The 14,035-nt window shown below is 69.9% G+C and carries 13 protein-coding genes; 7 read left to right on the top strand and 6 right to left on the bottom strand.

Annotated features, from left to right (window positions below; genetic code table 11):
* Positions 1-204: 204 nt before the first annotated feature.
* Together AB0D31_RS17045 and eccE are read right to left on the bottom strand one after the other, a co-directional pair.
* Positions 205-939, bottom strand: coding sequence for a hypothetical protein (locus tag AB0D31_RS17045; RefSeq protein ID WP_362723141.1), 735 nt, complete (start codon positions 937-939; stop codon positions 205-207).
* Positions 939-2,300, bottom strand: a complete 1,362-nt coding sequence (eccE, locus tag AB0D31_RS17040) for a type VII secretion protein EccE (protein WP_362723139.1) — start codon at positions 2,298-2,300, stop codon at positions 939-941. The genes AB0D31_RS17045 and eccE overlap by 1 nt, the downstream gene beginning before the upstream one ends.
* A 181-nt stretch (positions 2,301-2,481) precedes the next feature.
* Between eccE and eccB the strand changes: the two genes are divergently transcribed.
* The 7 genes from eccB (at position 2,482) to AB0D31_RS17005 (ending at position 9,852) form a co-directional block, all read left to right on the top strand.
* The gene (eccB, locus tag AB0D31_RS17035; RefSeq protein ID WP_362723136.1) at positions 2,482-4,008 is read left to right on the top strand and encodes a type VII secretion protein EccB; all 1,527 of its coding nucleotides are present in this window, start codon (positions 2,482-2,484) and stop codon (positions 4,006-4,008) included.
* Between the two features lie 14 nt (positions 4,009-4,022).
* Positions 4,023-5,264 (top strand): type VII secretion-associated serine protease mycosin, encoded by a 1,242-nt coding sequence (mycP, locus tag AB0D31_RS17030; protein WP_362723134.1) that lies wholly within the window; start codon positions 4,023-4,025, stop codon positions 5,262-5,264.
* Positions 5,265-5,573: 309 nt separating this feature from the next.
* Entirely contained in the window at positions 5,574-6,002 is a 429-nt protein-coding gene (locus AB0D31_RS17025; RefSeq protein ID WP_362723131.1) for a hypothetical protein, read from the top strand.
* Between the two features lie 2 nt (positions 6,003-6,004).
* Positions 6,005-7,714: a hypothetical protein gene (locus tag AB0D31_RS17020; RefSeq protein WP_362723128.1), complete on the top strand. Its 1,710-nt coding sequence runs from the start codon at positions 6,005-6,007 to the stop codon at positions 7,712-7,714.
* Positions 7,715-7,912: 198 nt separating this feature from the next.
* Entirely contained in the window at positions 7,913-8,998 is a 1,086-nt protein-coding gene (locus AB0D31_RS17015) for a S8 family serine peptidase (RefSeq protein WP_362723127.1), read from the top strand.
* 96 nt (positions 8,999-9,094) lie between these two features.
* Positions 9,095-9,460: a WXG100 family type VII secretion target gene (locus AB0D31_RS17010; RefSeq protein ID WP_362723124.1), complete on the top strand. Its 366-nt coding sequence runs from the start codon at positions 9,095-9,097 to the stop codon at positions 9,458-9,460.
* 89 nt (positions 9,461-9,549) lie between these two features.
* Positions 9,550-9,852, top strand: coding sequence for a WXG100 family type VII secretion target (locus tag AB0D31_RS17005; protein ID WP_362723121.1), 303 nt, complete (start codon positions 9,550-9,552; stop codon positions 9,850-9,852).
* 91 nt (positions 9,853-9,943) lie between these two features.
* Here AB0D31_RS17005 and AB0D31_RS17000 read toward each other — a convergent pair whose 3' ends face one another.
* The 4 genes from AB0D31_RS17000 to AB0D31_RS16985 form a co-directional block, all read right to left on the bottom strand.
* Positions 9,944-10,246, bottom strand: a complete 303-nt coding sequence (locus AB0D31_RS17000) for a DUF397 domain-containing protein (RefSeq protein ID WP_362723118.1) — start codon at positions 10,244-10,246, stop codon at positions 9,944-9,946.
* A gap of 142 nt (positions 10,247-10,388) precedes the next feature.
* Positions 10,389-10,748, bottom strand: a complete 360-nt coding sequence (locus AB0D31_RS16995) for a hypothetical protein (protein WP_362723116.1) — start codon at positions 10,746-10,748, stop codon at positions 10,389-10,391.
* 359 nt (positions 10,749-11,107) lie between these two features.
* Positions 11,108-13,405, bottom strand: coding sequence for a DUF6571 family protein (locus tag AB0D31_RS16990; protein ID WP_362723113.1), 2,298 nt, complete (start codon positions 13,403-13,405; stop codon positions 11,108-11,110).
* Complete coding sequence (locus AB0D31_RS16985) at positions 13,405-13,851, bottom strand: hypothetical protein (protein ID WP_362723110.1); 447 nt, start codon at positions 13,849-13,851, stop codon at positions 13,405-13,407. The genes AB0D31_RS16990 and AB0D31_RS16985 overlap by 1 nt, the downstream gene beginning before the upstream one ends.
* Positions 13,852-14,035: the final 184 nt, after the last annotated feature.

Raw genomic sequence — 14,035 nt, 5'->3', positions numbered from 1 at the left:
ACGACACACTCTCGCCGTGGGGTCCCTGCCCCCGGTCCGTCCCACCCTAATCGTCGTCAATAGCGCGACGGCAGGCCCGGCCGCCCCCAGCCCCTGTCCCCTTCGTCACCCCCGCCTCACGGGCCACGCCGAAGTGGCCGGACCGGGGCGGCGGGTGGGGGACGAAAGCGACGGAACGGGTCAACTCCCGCGCCGCGCCCCGCGTCAGTCGACCCGTCGGGCGTTCCCCAACAATCCGGTCTCGGTGTCGGTGGCCTGCGTCATGGTGAAGGAGCGGTCACGGTCGTTGCACCAGAGGGTGACGCCGTCCGCGAGCGTCGAGAGCGTCTCCTGTTCGGTGCGCGGCAGGTTCATGATGCGGCTCAGCTGGGCGGCCTCGTCCGGCGAGACCCGCTGCACACCGACGAGGCGGGCCTGGCGGACCAGCCGGGGTGCGACTGGGCTCACATAGGGGAGCAGGGTGAGCACCGCCTGCCAGGGCGCCGACACCACGCGCCCGCGTGGCGGACGCATCCCGCAGTCCCGCACCACGAGCACCGGCTCACCCGCCGACGCGCCGAGCGGGGGCACCCGGCCCACCTCGTGCACCGTCATGCCGCTCTGGCTGGCGATCGCGTGCACCAGCTGGGCCCAGGCCTGGGGGCGGCCGGTCTCGACCGCGACCCGTATGCCGGTCGCCGCGGCGCGCAGCGCGAGCACCTGCGCGGTCCACAGTCCGCCGATGAACACGATGTCGTACGCGGTCGGCCTGCTCACGCCGAGCACCGCGGGCCGGCCCTCGGTGTCCACACCGACGACCACGCCGTCGTCACCGATGGGCAGCGCCAGGGCGTCCAACTGCTCGATGGACAGGGCGTGCCGGCGGTGGCGCGGGCCGATGAGGCCGAAGCCGGTGCGCAGCCCGGGGCGCGGACTCGCGGCCGAAGTCGTGGTGGCCATCAGCGGGCGCCTCCGAAGGGGAGCGTGGCGAGCATGCCGGGCAGCTGCTCGTGGTCGAGCGGCACAAGCCCGGCCCGCGCCTCGCGCGCGGTGCGTGTCAACGCCTGCCGGGCCGCCGCCAGTTCGGCCTCGCTGCGGCCGGTGACCCTGACGTGGCCGGTGAGGGTGGCCTCCTGGGCACTCGTCCGCGCGATGGTGAGACTGAAGGTGGTCGCGAGCGCGGGAATCCCCGTCAGGAGAGCGGCCAACTGCGGCAGCCCGCCGGTCCCCGAGGCCGCGTCGATCCTCGGCCAGCGCCGCACCCAGTACGTGGTGTGCCGGCGGTTGTCGCAGCGCCAGGACCGGCTCGACTCCTCGGTGCGTCGCTGCGGCGTCTCCGTGCGCCCCGCCTGCGCGGTGACCAGCGGATTGGCGCACGCCGACGTGGCCACCGCGTCCGCGAGCTCCTCCTCGGTCAGCACCGTGGTGTGCAGACCGGCGCCGGTCAGCCGGCTCGCCAGGTGGAGCGCGGTGCGCGCCGCGCACTTCTGCGCGCCCTCGATGCCGCCGCCCCGCGCGCCCACCGCCTCCGGGCACAGCTCGGGGTTGAGTTTCAGGGCGATCCAGGTGATGCGGATCGCCGGCGACGCGGTCTGGGCGTGCAGCGGCGCGTAGTTGGTGACCGCCACCGACTGCTGGGGCAGCCGCAGCGCCGGCGCCGGCTGGGTGTGCAGCACGATCTGTGCCGATTCGAGACGGATGCCGTCCACGTCCAGCGCGTCGCGCACCAGCGCCAGCGGGAGCGGGCGTTGGGCGCGGTCGGCCCGCAGCGCCGTCGCGTCCGACTCGACCTGGAGGACCACCGTGAGGAACCCGCCGTCACCGATCATCCCGATCGGCCGCTGGTCCCGGTCGCCATGGCTGTAGGTGCGCAGCGTCGGATCGCACTCCACGGCCGGCGCGAGCCCCGGCAGGGTGCCCGGCGGCACCACGGTGGCGCCCGCCCCTCGCCGGCGCCGGCGCAGCGCCCAGGCGGTGCCCAGCCGTTCGGGCAGTGAGCGCCCCCGCAGGCGTACCACCGCGAGCAGCACGAGGGCCACCGCGACGACGCCCGCGGGCACCAGCGCCATCGGGCCCGCGACCCACGCCGCGAACAGCAGCGCCACGGCCGATTCGATCAGGATCAGTTGTTGCAGACGAAACGAACCAAAGCGTCCGGAACGGGATTTGAGGCGGGGTGTCACCGGCCCGGCGGCCACGGACGGCGGTTGTCGGACCGCCGCGGGGGACGGCTCCGCACGCCCCGCGGGCCGCGCACCCGTACCGCCCGGCGCACCGGAGCGCTCGCGCGAGCGCGGCCGAGTCCCTGTCGGTGAAACCATCCTTGAACCCCCCGAACCCCTCGAAAGCCCTTGGGCGACGGGGCCCTTGAGGACCCGCTCACCCTACCCGCCCCAGGCGTACGATCACGTAACAGGCATAGTAGGTCGCCGGTCTGACAACGCAGGGCGGGGGACGCACTCCCGCTGCTCCGCACGGGGACGATGGAGAACGCGGACACTCATGGCATCACGGCGGGACGAGCTCAACGCGTACACCTTCGCGAAGCGTCGTACGCTCGCGTCATTCATCCAGCCCTCGCCGACGGGCTCGGAGGAGGGGGCGCCGCGCCCACTGCGCGCCGTGCTGCCGGGCACCATCGCGGCGGTGGTGCTGCTCGCCGCCTTCGGCGCGTGGGGGATGTTCAAACCCACCGCGCCGCCCGGCTGGGACACCCCCGGCGAGAAGGTGATCATCGCGAGCAAGTCGACCACCCGGTACGTGGTGCTGACCACCGACGGCAAGAAGGAACTGCACCCCGTCCTCAACATGGCGTCCGCCAAGCTCCTGCTCGACCCCGACAAGGGCGAGGTCGTCAAGGTCGACGAGTCCGTACTCGACAAGGGCTCCCTGACCCGCGGCGCCACCCTCGGCATCCCCTACGCCCCCGACCGGCTGCCCTCCCCGCAGGAGGCCGGATCCGCCAAGCGCTGGGCGGTGTGCGAGCGTCCCGGCGACGGCGGACGCGCCATCCAGAAAGCCGCGTTCGTCTTCGCCGACCGCGACAAGAACCGCACCGACGGGACCGAACGGCTGACCGGCGGCCAGCTCATGTACGTCGTGGGAGCCGAGGACAAGACCCGCTACGTCGTGGACGCGCAGGGCACCAAGTACCCGGTGGGCTCCGACGAGCTCCTGCTGCGCGCCCTGGTCGGCTCCGGCCGGCAGCCCGAGCGCGTGTCCAAGGAGTGGCTGGAGACCCTTCGTTCGGGTGACCCGATCGCCTTCCCCAAGGTCGAGGGGAAGATCGGCGACCCCGCCGGAGTGCCCGGCACGCTCACCCCCGACGCCGACAGGATCGGCATGGTGCTGCGCGCCCCCAACGGCGCGGGCAGCCAGTACTACCTCGTGCAGCGGGGCACGGTCGCACCGGTCTCCGACTTCACGGCAAAGCTGCTCCTCAACAGCAGGGCGCTCGGCAGCCTCATGAAGACCGGCCGGGCCGCGGAGACCAACGCCTCCCAGTTCACGCCGGAGACCACGGAGTTCGGGGCCGGGAAGCACTGGCCGCGCCAGGCGCCGGTCGCCGTCAACGACGCGGGCACCGCGAGCGGCAGCCGCAACACCGTGTGCAACGTGCTGCGCGACGTCGACAAGGACAGCGGCGCCACCACCATGAGCACCTGGGCGGGCACCGACTTCCCCGCGCCCCTGCCCACCGGCTCCAGCAGCGCCTACGTGACGCCCGGCTCCGGCCAGCTCTTCCGCCAGGTCCAGGGCGCCCAGACCGCGGCGGGCGGCGTCTTCCTGGTGACGGACACGGGCCTGCGCTACGCCATGCAGTCCAACAGCGACAGCGCCGACGGCGACTCGGGCGCCGGCCTCACCGCCGACCAGCGCAAACAGCTCGACCAGGAGGCCCAGCAGGCCCAGACCAGGCTCGGCTACGCCAAGTCCGAGCCGGCCCCCATCCCCATGAGCTGGTCCACGTACCTGCCGACCGGACCCCGCCTGTCCACCGGGGCGGCCCGCCAGCCCCAGGGCTCGTGAGGGGCGGCACGACCATGGCGTACGTCCTCAAGTCCCTTGCCCTGTCCGCCGCGGCGACCCTGACCGTGCTGGCCCCGCCCGCGGCCGCCGCCCCCGCCGACGACGGCGGCGGGGACCAGTGCTCCTTCCCCTCCAAGCCGTACGCGGGCCGCCCCTGGGCGCTCCAGCGCGTACTCCTGGACGAGCTCTGGCACCAGTCGACCGGCAAGGGCGTGAAGGTCGCCGTCATCGACACGGGCGTCGACACCAAGAACCCCCAGCTGACCGGGGCCGTCGACGCCGCCCAGGGCAAGAACTTCCTGCCCAAGGACCTCAAGGACCCCGACAACCGTCCGCTGCCGCGCGGCGCCGAGAACGGCACGACGGACACCGTCGGACACGGCACGAAGGTCGCCGGGATCATCGCCGCCCGTCCTGCCAAGGGCACCGGCTTCGTGGGCCTGGCCCCCGACGCCACGATCATCCCCATCCAGCAGAACGACGCGGACGGCCACGGCACGGCGGACACCCTGGCCGACGCCATCCGCTACGCCATCGGCGCCGGCGCCAACGTCATCAACATCTCCCAGGACACGGCGAAAGCGGTGGAACCGGCGGGCACCCTCCGACAGGCGGTGGAGGCGGCGCTGGCCCAGCAGATCGTGGTGGTCGCATCGGCCGGCAACGACGGCCTCGGCGGCAACGTCAAGCAGACCTACCCGGCGTCCTTCCCCGGCGTCCTCGCGGTCGCCGCGTCCGACCGCAACAACGAACGGGCCGCCTTCTCGCAGTCCGGCGCGTTCGTGGGCGTGGCCGCGCCCGGCGTCGACATGGTCTCCACGGTGCCCGGCGGCGGCCACTGCGCCGACAGCGGTACGAGCTTCTCGGCCCCGTACGTCGCGGGAGTGGCGGCGCTCATCAAGGCCAAGCACCCCAAGTGGACCCAGCGCGAGATCGTCACGCAGATCCAGCAGACCGCGGAACGCTCGGTGGCGGGCCACGACCGCCTGGTCGGCTGGGGCGTCGTCGACCCGGTCCGCGCCCTCACCGAGGACGACCACCCTCTGGAAGCCCCGGTCGCCCACGAGGGCGTCACCCCCGCCCGCGCCCCCACCCCCGCGGCCCTCCACCTCGGCGAGACCGACGAACAGCGCACGCAACGCCTCGCCATGTACGTGGCGACGGGCGCGGCGGTAGCGGCGGCGGTGCTCAGCGGCGCCGCGGTGGCGATCAGAGACGCGAGACGCCGGAGCCGGCGGATGGCGGAAAGGAACTGAGTAGCCGTACTCATGCGCCGCGGGCCAGGTGTTCATAGCTTTGGGTGAACTGAGCGAACCCGAGTGGGCCGAGTGGGCCGAGCGACATGACGGGCTAGGCACCCCGGGGCCAACTCGCGGCTGGTAAATCCCTGTTGGGCGAGGTGCGGACGATGGTTAGAGTGACTGCGGTGTGTTAAACGGGGTCGATGATGAGTGACGATCACCTTCCGGTCGGGTCGGCCGGATCGCACGAGGACGAGCGGGAATCGCGTACGGGGAGGAGTGTCATGGGAAGGCGTCCTGCGGGCACGGGCGAGGGCGGTGGCCATGACGGCTGACCTCAGCCGCGGCCTGGAGGCGCTGAAGACCTTCAAGGGCCGGGTGGACACGGTGCTCACCACCTTCGAGGAGTCGCACGGCAGCTCCACGAAGCTCGCGTCCCACCAGATCCCACGCGCGTCCTTCAGCGCGGGGGGCGCGGCGTTCCCCGAGGCGGACGGCCTCTACACCCAGTACCACCGCGTCCACGAGCATCTCACCTCCCTTTCGCAGTCCCTGGGCCTCCAGATCGAGGCGATGGGCATCGCCGTGCACGGGGCGGACGTCGGGTTCGACAACCTCGACGAGGAGACGCGACAGCGGTTCTGGGCGATCCAAACCAAGATCGACTACGACGCGGACGCGGCGCAGCGCGCGAAGTCCGGCCATCCGGACGCGAAGCGCACCGACGACAAGACCTCCGGGACGGGGTGGTGACGATGACCGACAACAAGCCGGGGGCCCCCTCGCCCCAGACCCCGCCGCTCACGGAGGAGCAGCGCGTCACCCAGCAGGTGGGCGTCACCGACATGACCACGGAGGCGTCGCAGGCGCTGTCCGGCATGTTCCCCTTCGGAGGGCCGGTCCGCTTCTTCGGCACGACCGACTTCGAGGGCCACCGGCTCAACGACATGATCGACCTGGTGGAGAACGCCAATCCGGAGCACCTCACCAGCGCCGGGGACGCGCTGTTCGCCGCGCACAAGGCGATCGAGGAAGCGGCCGGAACCCTCGACAAGGACATCGCCCGCGTCGCCTGGGAAGGCCAGGCAGGCAACGCCTTCCGCGACTGGGGCAAGGCCCTCGCCGGCCACGCCAGGAACCTGGGCGACTTCGCGAGCACGGCCGGGGTCCAGATCAGCGCGGCGGGCATGGGCCTCGCCTCCGTCCGCCAGGCGATGCCGCCCAGGGACCACCGCGCCGAGCCGGTGAAGGCGACGGAGCTGCCGGCGGAGAAGAGGGTGGCGGGGAACGCGGAGTACGAGGCGGCGGTGAAGGCGGAGAAAGATCGCCAGGAGGCGATCAACCAGATGAACCGCCTGTCGTCGTTCTATTCCGTCTCGGAACAGACGCTGGCGGCGCAGCAGCCGCCTGTGTTTCAGCCGATGCCGGCGGTGGGGGTGCCGCAGCCGGAGCCCGGTTTTGGCCCCGTCAGCCCGGGCCGCGGCCGCGCGGACCGGACAGGAACGCACCCCTACACGGTCGATTCAGCGACCCCGAGCCGGAGCTCATCGGCGGGCGTCACTCCGGCGCGCTCCCTTTCGGAAGCAGCGACTGCACAGGGCCACCACCCGGGCGATCTCATGCTCCCGCAGGAGCTGTCCCCCGATCGGGTCGTACATACCGACCTGAACAGTGCGGGGCCTGCGCTGTCGGCTACGAGCCAGCCCACGGTTCCACTTCCGACTGTGCCCACCAGCGTCACCGGTCCCGGCGGTAGCCCCATGCCGCCGCCTCTCAGCGCCGTATGGGCGCCGCTCGCGAGGGGTGGCAGCAAGGCCCCGGAAAGGATGAGCGACACCTTTGCCGGACCACGGGCGGCAGCCGGTTCGGCCAGCGGCACGGAACGGGGCGTCTCGAGTGTCACAGGGCGTACCGGCGGGCCTGGGCAAGTCGGGCCCAAGGGAGTCGCTGCTCCAGGACGGACGCCGACGGCGCAGGGGGTAACAGGTGGGACCCCTCGGCCGGCCGATACGAGTGCGGGCCGGGTAGGTTCGTCGGGGGGACGCGGACAGGGGATTTCCGGTGGACGCCCGAGCGGCATGACCAACGGCTCGCAGGGGCCACGCGCGCCGAGATCCTCGGTCGTCGGTGGCGGGCAACCCGCGTCTTCGGCGCAGTCGGCGTCACGCCCCGGTCAGCGCGGGGCCATCGGAGCGCAGGACCGCACCGCATCGAGCAAGGCGCCGAGCAATCGACGCCCGGCGGGGGGCAGCGATGGAGTCGTTGGCACGCCACAGGGCAGGGTGTCGAAGGCTCAGGCGGCCCGCAATGGCTTCACCAACGGCGGTGCCGGGCTCGTGCGGAGGTCCGGTGACGAAGCCAAGGGCGAAGAGGGGGAGGGTGCACAGAGTCCTGGCCACCTGGTTGAGGATGAAGAGTCTCCGTTGCCGGACCGGCCGGGGCACGTACCACCAGTGATCAACTAGGCGCAGGCGAGGAACACAGCACACATGAAGGCAGCACTCAGTCGACTGGGCAGGCTCACGTCCATGACCGGTGCCCAGGCATGGAGACGGGCGGCTTCGGCCGGTGTGGCCCTTGGGTTTTCGGCAGTTGCGTCCGTCGGCCTGGCGCCGTATGCCGTCGCTGACGCTGTTGCCCCCAAGCAGTGGTACCTCGATTCCATGCAGGCGTCGGAGATGTGGAAGACGAGCACCGGCAGTGGCGTCAAAGTTGCCGTGGTGGACAGCGGGGTCAACGCCGAGACGTCCTCCCTGAAGGGACAGGTGCTTGATCAGGAGGTGCCGCTTGCGGCTCGGTACGGAGCGACCAAGGATTACGACGGGCATGGCACGACCATGGCCGAGTTGATCGCGGGCACCGGCCAAGGCGGAGGCATCAAAGGACTGGCCCCAGGGGCGAAGATCATCCCGCTCCGGGTCGTCCTCTCCACGCTGAAGGACCCTGCCGAACGAAAGCTGACTCAGCAGCCGGCCGCGGCCATCCGGGCCGCTGCCGAGTCGGACGCCAAGATCATCAACATGTCGTTCGCCTCGCCGGTGAGGGACCAGGCCACGGAGGATGCGGTCGAATTCGCCGTATCCAAAGGCAAGTTGCTGATTGCGGGTGCCGGTAATGACGAGGAGAAGCATGACGCCCTCGTCACCTATCCGGCCGCCTCTCGCGGAGTCGTAGGTGTGGCGGCAGCGGACAAGAACGGCGCGGTGGCGAAGTACTCGCAGTCGGGTGCGTTCGTCGACCTGGCGTCCCCGGGCCTGGACGTTCCCGGATGGTGCGACGCCACGTTCCAGCAGTACTGCAACTCGGGCGGCACCAGTGCGGGTACTGCCATCGCCTCCGCCTCCGCCGCCCTCATCTGGTCCGCTCACCCCTCCTGGACCGCCGACCAGGTTCTGCGGACGATGATCGACACTGCCGGGCGGTCCTGGGACAAGAACACGCCCAGCAAATACCTCGGTTACGGCCTCATCCGGCCCCGCCTGGTGCTGGAGAAGCCGGACATCGACCCCGGCCCCGCCGACGTCGACCCCGTCGCGCCCGAGCAGGGGGGAAGCAGCGCCGCCCCCGCCACTCCCGCCGTGCCCAGTTCCTCGGCGCCGCCGAAGGGCGAGCCCGTCGCCCGGGGCAAGGAACAGGCCGACGACGGGGGCGGGAACACCCCGTGGGTCGTCGGCGGGGTCGTCGCCGGGCTCATCGCAGTCGGGGGCGGCGTGTTCGCCGCGATCCGCAACCGGCGGCGCGGCGCCTAGCCGGACAACGACACGGCCACAGCAACGACCACGGCCCCAAGACCACAGCTCCGACCATTTCCATGAGAACCATCCGATCCCGAAGGGAACCCGCACATGGCGAAGGACCAGCAGGTATCAGACAGTCAGATGCTCATTCTCGAAAGGGAGGTTGTGCGTAAGTTCGAGGCTGTGAAGGGTCAGTTCAAGAGCCTGCAAGCCGTCATCGACAGCCTCGAAGGCGCCTGGGACGGCATTGGCGCCGGTGCCTTCAACCGCAAGCAGACCTCAATCAACGACAACATGGTCGGGATCGGCAACGACCTGCTGCGCTTCCTGGAAGCCATGAAGGCGACACGCACCGGCAAGGGCGACATCGACCACGAGGTCCACCAAGCCCTCATGGGCGTCGATGTCGTGGACGGCTACAGCGGTGACAAGGCAGACACGGCCGCGATGACCTCGAACCTCAGCGCCTACTAGCCCGCAGGCCGGATCCTGCCCGGTCCGGAGCACCGGGCAGCCGCCACCGGCTCCATTCACCAGGAACACACGAAAGGTCAGGGGAAGTCATGAGTGACTACAGCGGCGATGTCCTCGGAGTGACATACAGCAGCCTCCACGATGCGGCTACCGCCATCAGGAAGCAGGCCGGTGAACTCGAGAGGAACCTCGAAGAGCTGAAGGCCCTCGTAAAGACCGCCTCGGCGGACTGGCACGGCGAGGCCCACGAGGCCTACGCCAAGACGCAGAACGACTGGGACATCAGGGCTCAGAGCATCAAGACGTCACTGGACCAGATCGCGAAGGCCGTCGACGGCGCCGGCCCGGCCTACCGGGCAGGCGACCGCAAGGCGGCCAGCCACTTCCACTGAGCCGGAGCACGGCCTGCAGGACCGGAACGGGGTGGGCGCGTGCGGGAGGCGCCCACCCCGTTCGGCGTGTGTATGCGTCGCAAGGCGTCCGCTACTCCGCCGGCGCTTCGAGCCCCCCGTTGCGTACGGACGGCTCCAGGTCGAACTCCCCGTCCCGCGCCCCCAGGACGAACGCCTGCCACTCCGCCTCGGTGTACCGCAGCACCGTGCCGGGGTCCACGGAGGACCGCATCGCCACGGCACCGGCCGGCAGATACGCGATCTCGACCCGCTCCTCGTCCTCGGACGTCCCGGGAGCGCTGTGCCATTCGGCCCCGGAGATGTCGAGCGCGTACAGCTCGTTCTTCTCGCGCTCCTTGCGCTCCCGCAGTTCCGTGTCCTGTTCCTCAGCCATGACGGAGCGATTCCTTCCAGACGTAGCGACAGTGCGACGGGCCACCTGCCAACCGGCCGTCCGATCAGCCTACTTGGCAGGTCGGGGCGGGGGTGGAGAGGCGGAGAGAATCACGAGATCGGGTTCCGGGTGTGGGGGTGCGTCAGGTCGGTTCGGGGTCGGGGACGGTCGCGGGGAGGCTGGCGTCGGCCGCGCAGCCGAGCTCTTCGGCGAGGCGCCGCGAGACGGAGTTGAGGATCGTCACGCGGTCCTTGATCTGTGAGTTGCCCTTGAGGCGCTGCGGGCTGATCATGGACGCCCTCACGAACTGCGTCTCGCCATCTCCCCCCTGGGCATGGCATTTGAAGTAGAGGGTTGTGTAAGTGCTGCCTTCGGTGTAGGCGGACGCTCCAACAGGGATGAATGTCGTCGGTGAAGCATTATCGGTGGAATTCGTGCGATCCCTGTGCAGAGCTTCGAATTCCTTGCGGGTCGGAACGCTGGGGCTGGCGCCGAAATCCATGGATACGAGCATGGCGGCGCCGTTGCTTCCGGCTTCCCAGATCTCACACTCTCCCAACTGCGTTGCCCTGTTGTGGAGGTGTGCCGCCGTCCACGTCAGGGAGAAGCTCCGCGGCCTCCCCTCATCATTTGTTCCGGTCAACTCCTCGAATCTTTCCATCCCGGTGAGCCGGCGTAGCGCGTCAGCTGCGGCCGCGTCCAGAGTCCCGGCACAGAGTGCGCTTGCGGGGGAGCCTTCCGGCTTGGGATCAGGGCTGTCCGAGCAGCCGAACACCGTGAAGGCGAGCGCTACGGTGAGTGCCGTCCAGCCGGCCCCGCCAGTGGAGACGGGGCCCCGCACGGAATCGTCGTTGATGGTGATCAGTCCTTGTAGGGTGCACGGCCGCGAAGGTCGTCCTCAGTCGCTCCCGTGGTGTAGGCGTTTTTGATATCAGCCACAGAACCGTCCGCATATGCTTTCTGTGCATATGCGGCATGGCCGGCCAGGTAGTGGTCGTAGGTGGCACCCAACTCGCCGGAACCTTTATCGAAGAATTCCTTGCTCGTCATCTGCGACTGCTCCGTGGGATCTGCCTCGTCCTTGTCCATGGCCTTGTCCGTCTCCTGGCCGATGAACGTGTTCAGTGCTTCGCCGGTGAGGTCCGAGACGACCGGGGCGATGGCGATGCCCGCGACCGTCGTGCCGGGAAGCGGGATCATGGCGACACCGCCGCCGACTGCGGCTCCCACGGCGAATTTGCCCCACTCCGCCGTCCTGCCGTTGGACTTGTTGAGTTGCTCGGTGTCGTCCTTGTAGTCGCTCGTTGCCTGCTGTACGTGCGAGTGGTCCAGGATTCCGCGCACTTCTGCCTCCGCGCGAAGAGCGTGCTGTCCGTGGATGTAGTTCGCATCGCTGGTGGGCGCATACGCGTCCAAGGTGCTCAGCGTGTACAAGTGCTGCCCTGCCGTCACCAACCCATGCGACGTCTCGTTCTGCCCCAAAACGCTCAGGAAACCGATGGCGCCCTGATTCCCGAAGTCCGCACGTCCCGGATAGCGGCCGGGAAAGGTCGTCGCGTCCCTCGCGTGGTCGCCGAGGCCCGACGCCGCGTAGTCGAGGTCGTCGATGTACGCGGAGCCCATCTTGCCCAGGCTGTCCGCGAGTTCGGGCTGGTCGTGCAGCATCTTCGGGCCGTCCTCGCCGCCGTACAGGTAGGCGATCTGTTCCATGACCCCGGCCGTCGCCGCCGTGCGGCGGTCCGCGAGGCCCACGACCGTGCCGTGGTCCTTGCCCACGGGGGCCGTCGCGTCGTACGCGTACCCCGTCGTCGCCGCCTCCAGCGCGTGCCCCAGCGCGTCGCGGCCCGCGACCTCCTTGGGGGCGTCGCCCATGGCCGGGCCGTCCGGGAGCCAGACGCGGTCCTTGGTGAGGTACGCCAGGTGGTCGTTGACCTCGGAGTCGTTGTCCACCGTGTCGCCCGAGTCCTCGGGCTGCGCGAAGAACTGTGTCGAGGCCTCCGGGTTGTGGCCGAGTGCCTCCAGGAAGCCGGTCATCGGGTCACGGCCGCGGTCCTCGTCGCCCCAGAAGTTGAGGTCCGCCTGGTTCCAGTTGTTGATCCACGGGCTTCTGCCCTTGACGTTGTTCTCCTTGTCGAAGGCCAGAAGCTTGTCGCCGTAGGCGTTGAGGAACCGGTCGTCGTAGTCGCCGAACCGCATGAGGTTGCTCATCACGGCGAAGCCGCGGGGGTTGGACGCGTCGTCGATGCCCAGTGGCTCGGAGCCGAGCTTCACCATCCCGTCCTCCCACGCGCCCATCCTCGTACTGTCGGACAGCGTGGCGGTGCCCAGGGTGACACCGAGGTTCTTCTGGAACTGCTTGGCCGCCTCGGCGCGCTGGGGGTCGTAGCCCGCGAGGTACGGGTCCGCGATCCCGGCATAGAAGGTGAGCACCCCCTTCGGGCCGACGGACGTCGCCAGTTGCTCGGCGAAGATCGGATCGTGCTGGAATTGACTCAAAGTGGCGTTGAGCTCGTTGAGTTCGGTCGTCGTGACCTTGTGGGGGTCCTTCTTCATGAGGGCTGCCGCCGTCTTCGCGGCCTTGACCGCCTTGGCTGCGGAGTCCCGGTCGGCGTAATCGGCGCCGGAGAAGCCGTACTTGGCCTGGTCGACGATGAGCCCGAGCGCCTCGGCGGCGGTGGTGTCGCTCTCCGTGGCCTGGCTCAGGATGCGCTGCACCTCGTCACGCAGGGCGTCCACATCGTGCTGGCTGTGGTCGGGAACGGTGGTGCCCCGGCCCGCACAATCGGGGTGGATGTTCATGGTGACGGTGAACGAGCCGTTGCCGAGGTCCAGCACGGTCAGGTTGTTCTTCAGGCCGCGGTCGATGGCCCCCAGCAACTGGCGTTGGTAGCCCTTGAGTTCACCGCGGGTGTCGGCCAGGATCCGGGCGATCGTGTTCGCCTCGGTGTGGGCGTCGTCGAACTCTCCGGCGGTCTTGTCGATGAACTCGCGCGTCACCGTGGCGTTGGTTCCGACCCAGTTCGCCTTGTCCGCCTTGGCCTTGAGGTCCTGGTGGGCGGTGGCATGCACCTGTGCGAGCCCGCTCGCCATCTGTTCCCAGTCGGTGATGGCGGCGTCGAGCTGGGCGAAGTTCGCGAAACGCAGCGTGTCGAGATGCATCAGTGGGCCCCCTCGTCGAATCCCTTGTCGAGGTCGGCGATGCTGCTGACGGTTCCGTAGATGTGGAACTCGTCGCCCGCATGGGCGCCCTTGGTGTAGTCGAGGTGGTTGGAGATGTGGGCGCAGGCATCCAGCAGGCTCTGGACCTGGTCGACCCAGTGCCCCGCGACGTGATCCAGAGCCTTGCCGAGCGCGAACCCCTGGGTGGTGAGCCCGGAGGCGGCGGCCATGGACGCGACGCGGGCATGGTCGCCGAACCGGCTCAGGTCCTGGCGGAGCCGGAACGCGGAGTCGCCGACGGCCGCCAGGTCCTTCTGGTCGACGCGCAGGTCACCCTGCCCGCCGGACGGGCCACCCGGATCCGCCGGCAGCTGGTTGAGCCGCATCGCCGTCGAACCCCGGCCCGCGGACTCCTTCTTGAGCTGCTCCCACTCGTCCCAGGACATGCGCACTGCCTCCCCGCGAGCCACGCCCGCCCCGGGTTCTCTCCAGGGCAGGCGTGGGCTTCATTCGACAAGGCGCCGTTATACCAAGTGAGTTGGACCACATGCTGGGCACTTGGCCGAGATCCACTCCTTCACGTCACGCGGATCCCGGCTCACCGTCCGATCGGACGGTGAGCTCCCGTCG

Origin of the sequence: Streptomyces sp. NPDC048361 (assembly GCF_040651795.1) — a bacterium.
Taxonomy (GTDB): domain Bacteria; phylum Actinomycetota; class Actinomycetes; order Streptomycetales; family Streptomycetaceae; genus Streptomyces.
The sequence above is the reverse complement of the archived record's forward strand: the minus strand, read 5'-3'. Positions and strand labels throughout refer to the sequence as shown.

What these genes read in the sequence shown, in the direction of transcription:
- AB0D31_RS17045 (WP_362723141.1), bottom strand. Translation starts at nt 939, where the DNA reads ATGGCCACCACGACTTCGGCCGCGAGTCCGCGCCCCGGGCTGCGCACC.
- eccE (WP_362723139.1), bottom strand. Translation starts at nt 2,300, where the DNA reads ATGGTTTCACCGACAGGGACTCGGCCGCGCTCGCGCGAGCGCTCCGGT.
- eccB (WP_362723136.1), top strand. Translation starts at nt 2,482, where the DNA reads ATGGCATCACGGCGGGACGAGCTCAACGCGTACACCTTCGCGAAGCGT.
- mycP (WP_362723134.1), top strand. Translation starts at nt 4,023, where the DNA reads ATGGCGTACGTCCTCAAGTCCCTTGCCCTGTCCGCCGCGGCGACCCTG.
- AB0D31_RS17025 (WP_362723131.1), top strand. Translation starts at nt 5,574, where the DNA reads ATGACGGCTGACCTCAGCCGCGGCCTGGAGGCGCTGAAGACCTTCAAG.
- AB0D31_RS17020 (WP_362723128.1), top strand. Translation starts at nt 6,005, where the DNA reads ATGACCGACAACAAGCCGGGGGCCCCCTCGCCCCAGACCCCGCCGCTC.
- AB0D31_RS17015 (WP_362723127.1), top strand. Translation starts at nt 7,913, where the DNA reads ATGCAGGCGTCGGAGATGTGGAAGACGAGCACCGGCAGTGGCGTCAAA.
- AB0D31_RS17010 (WP_362723124.1), top strand. Translation starts at nt 9,095, where the DNA reads ATGGCGAAGGACCAGCAGGTATCAGACAGTCAGATGCTCATTCTCGAA.
- AB0D31_RS17005 (WP_362723121.1), top strand. Translation starts at nt 9,550, where the DNA reads ATGAGTGACTACAGCGGCGATGTCCTCGGAGTGACATACAGCAGCCTC.
- AB0D31_RS17000 (WP_362723118.1), bottom strand. Translation starts at nt 10,246, where the DNA reads ATGGCTGAGGAACAGGACACGGAACTGCGGGAGCGCAAGGAGCGCGAG.
- AB0D31_RS16995 (WP_362723116.1), bottom strand. Translation starts at nt 10,748, where the DNA reads ATGGATTTCGGCGCCAGCCCCAGCGTTCCGACCCGCAAGGAATTCGAA.
- AB0D31_RS16990 (WP_362723113.1), bottom strand. Translation starts at nt 13,405, where the DNA reads ATGCATCTCGACACGCTGCGTTTCGCGAACTTCGCCCAGCTCGACGCC.
- AB0D31_RS16985 (WP_362723110.1), bottom strand. Translation starts at nt 13,851, where the DNA reads ATGTCCTGGGACGAGTGGGAGCAGCTCAAGAAGGAGTCCGCGGGCCGG.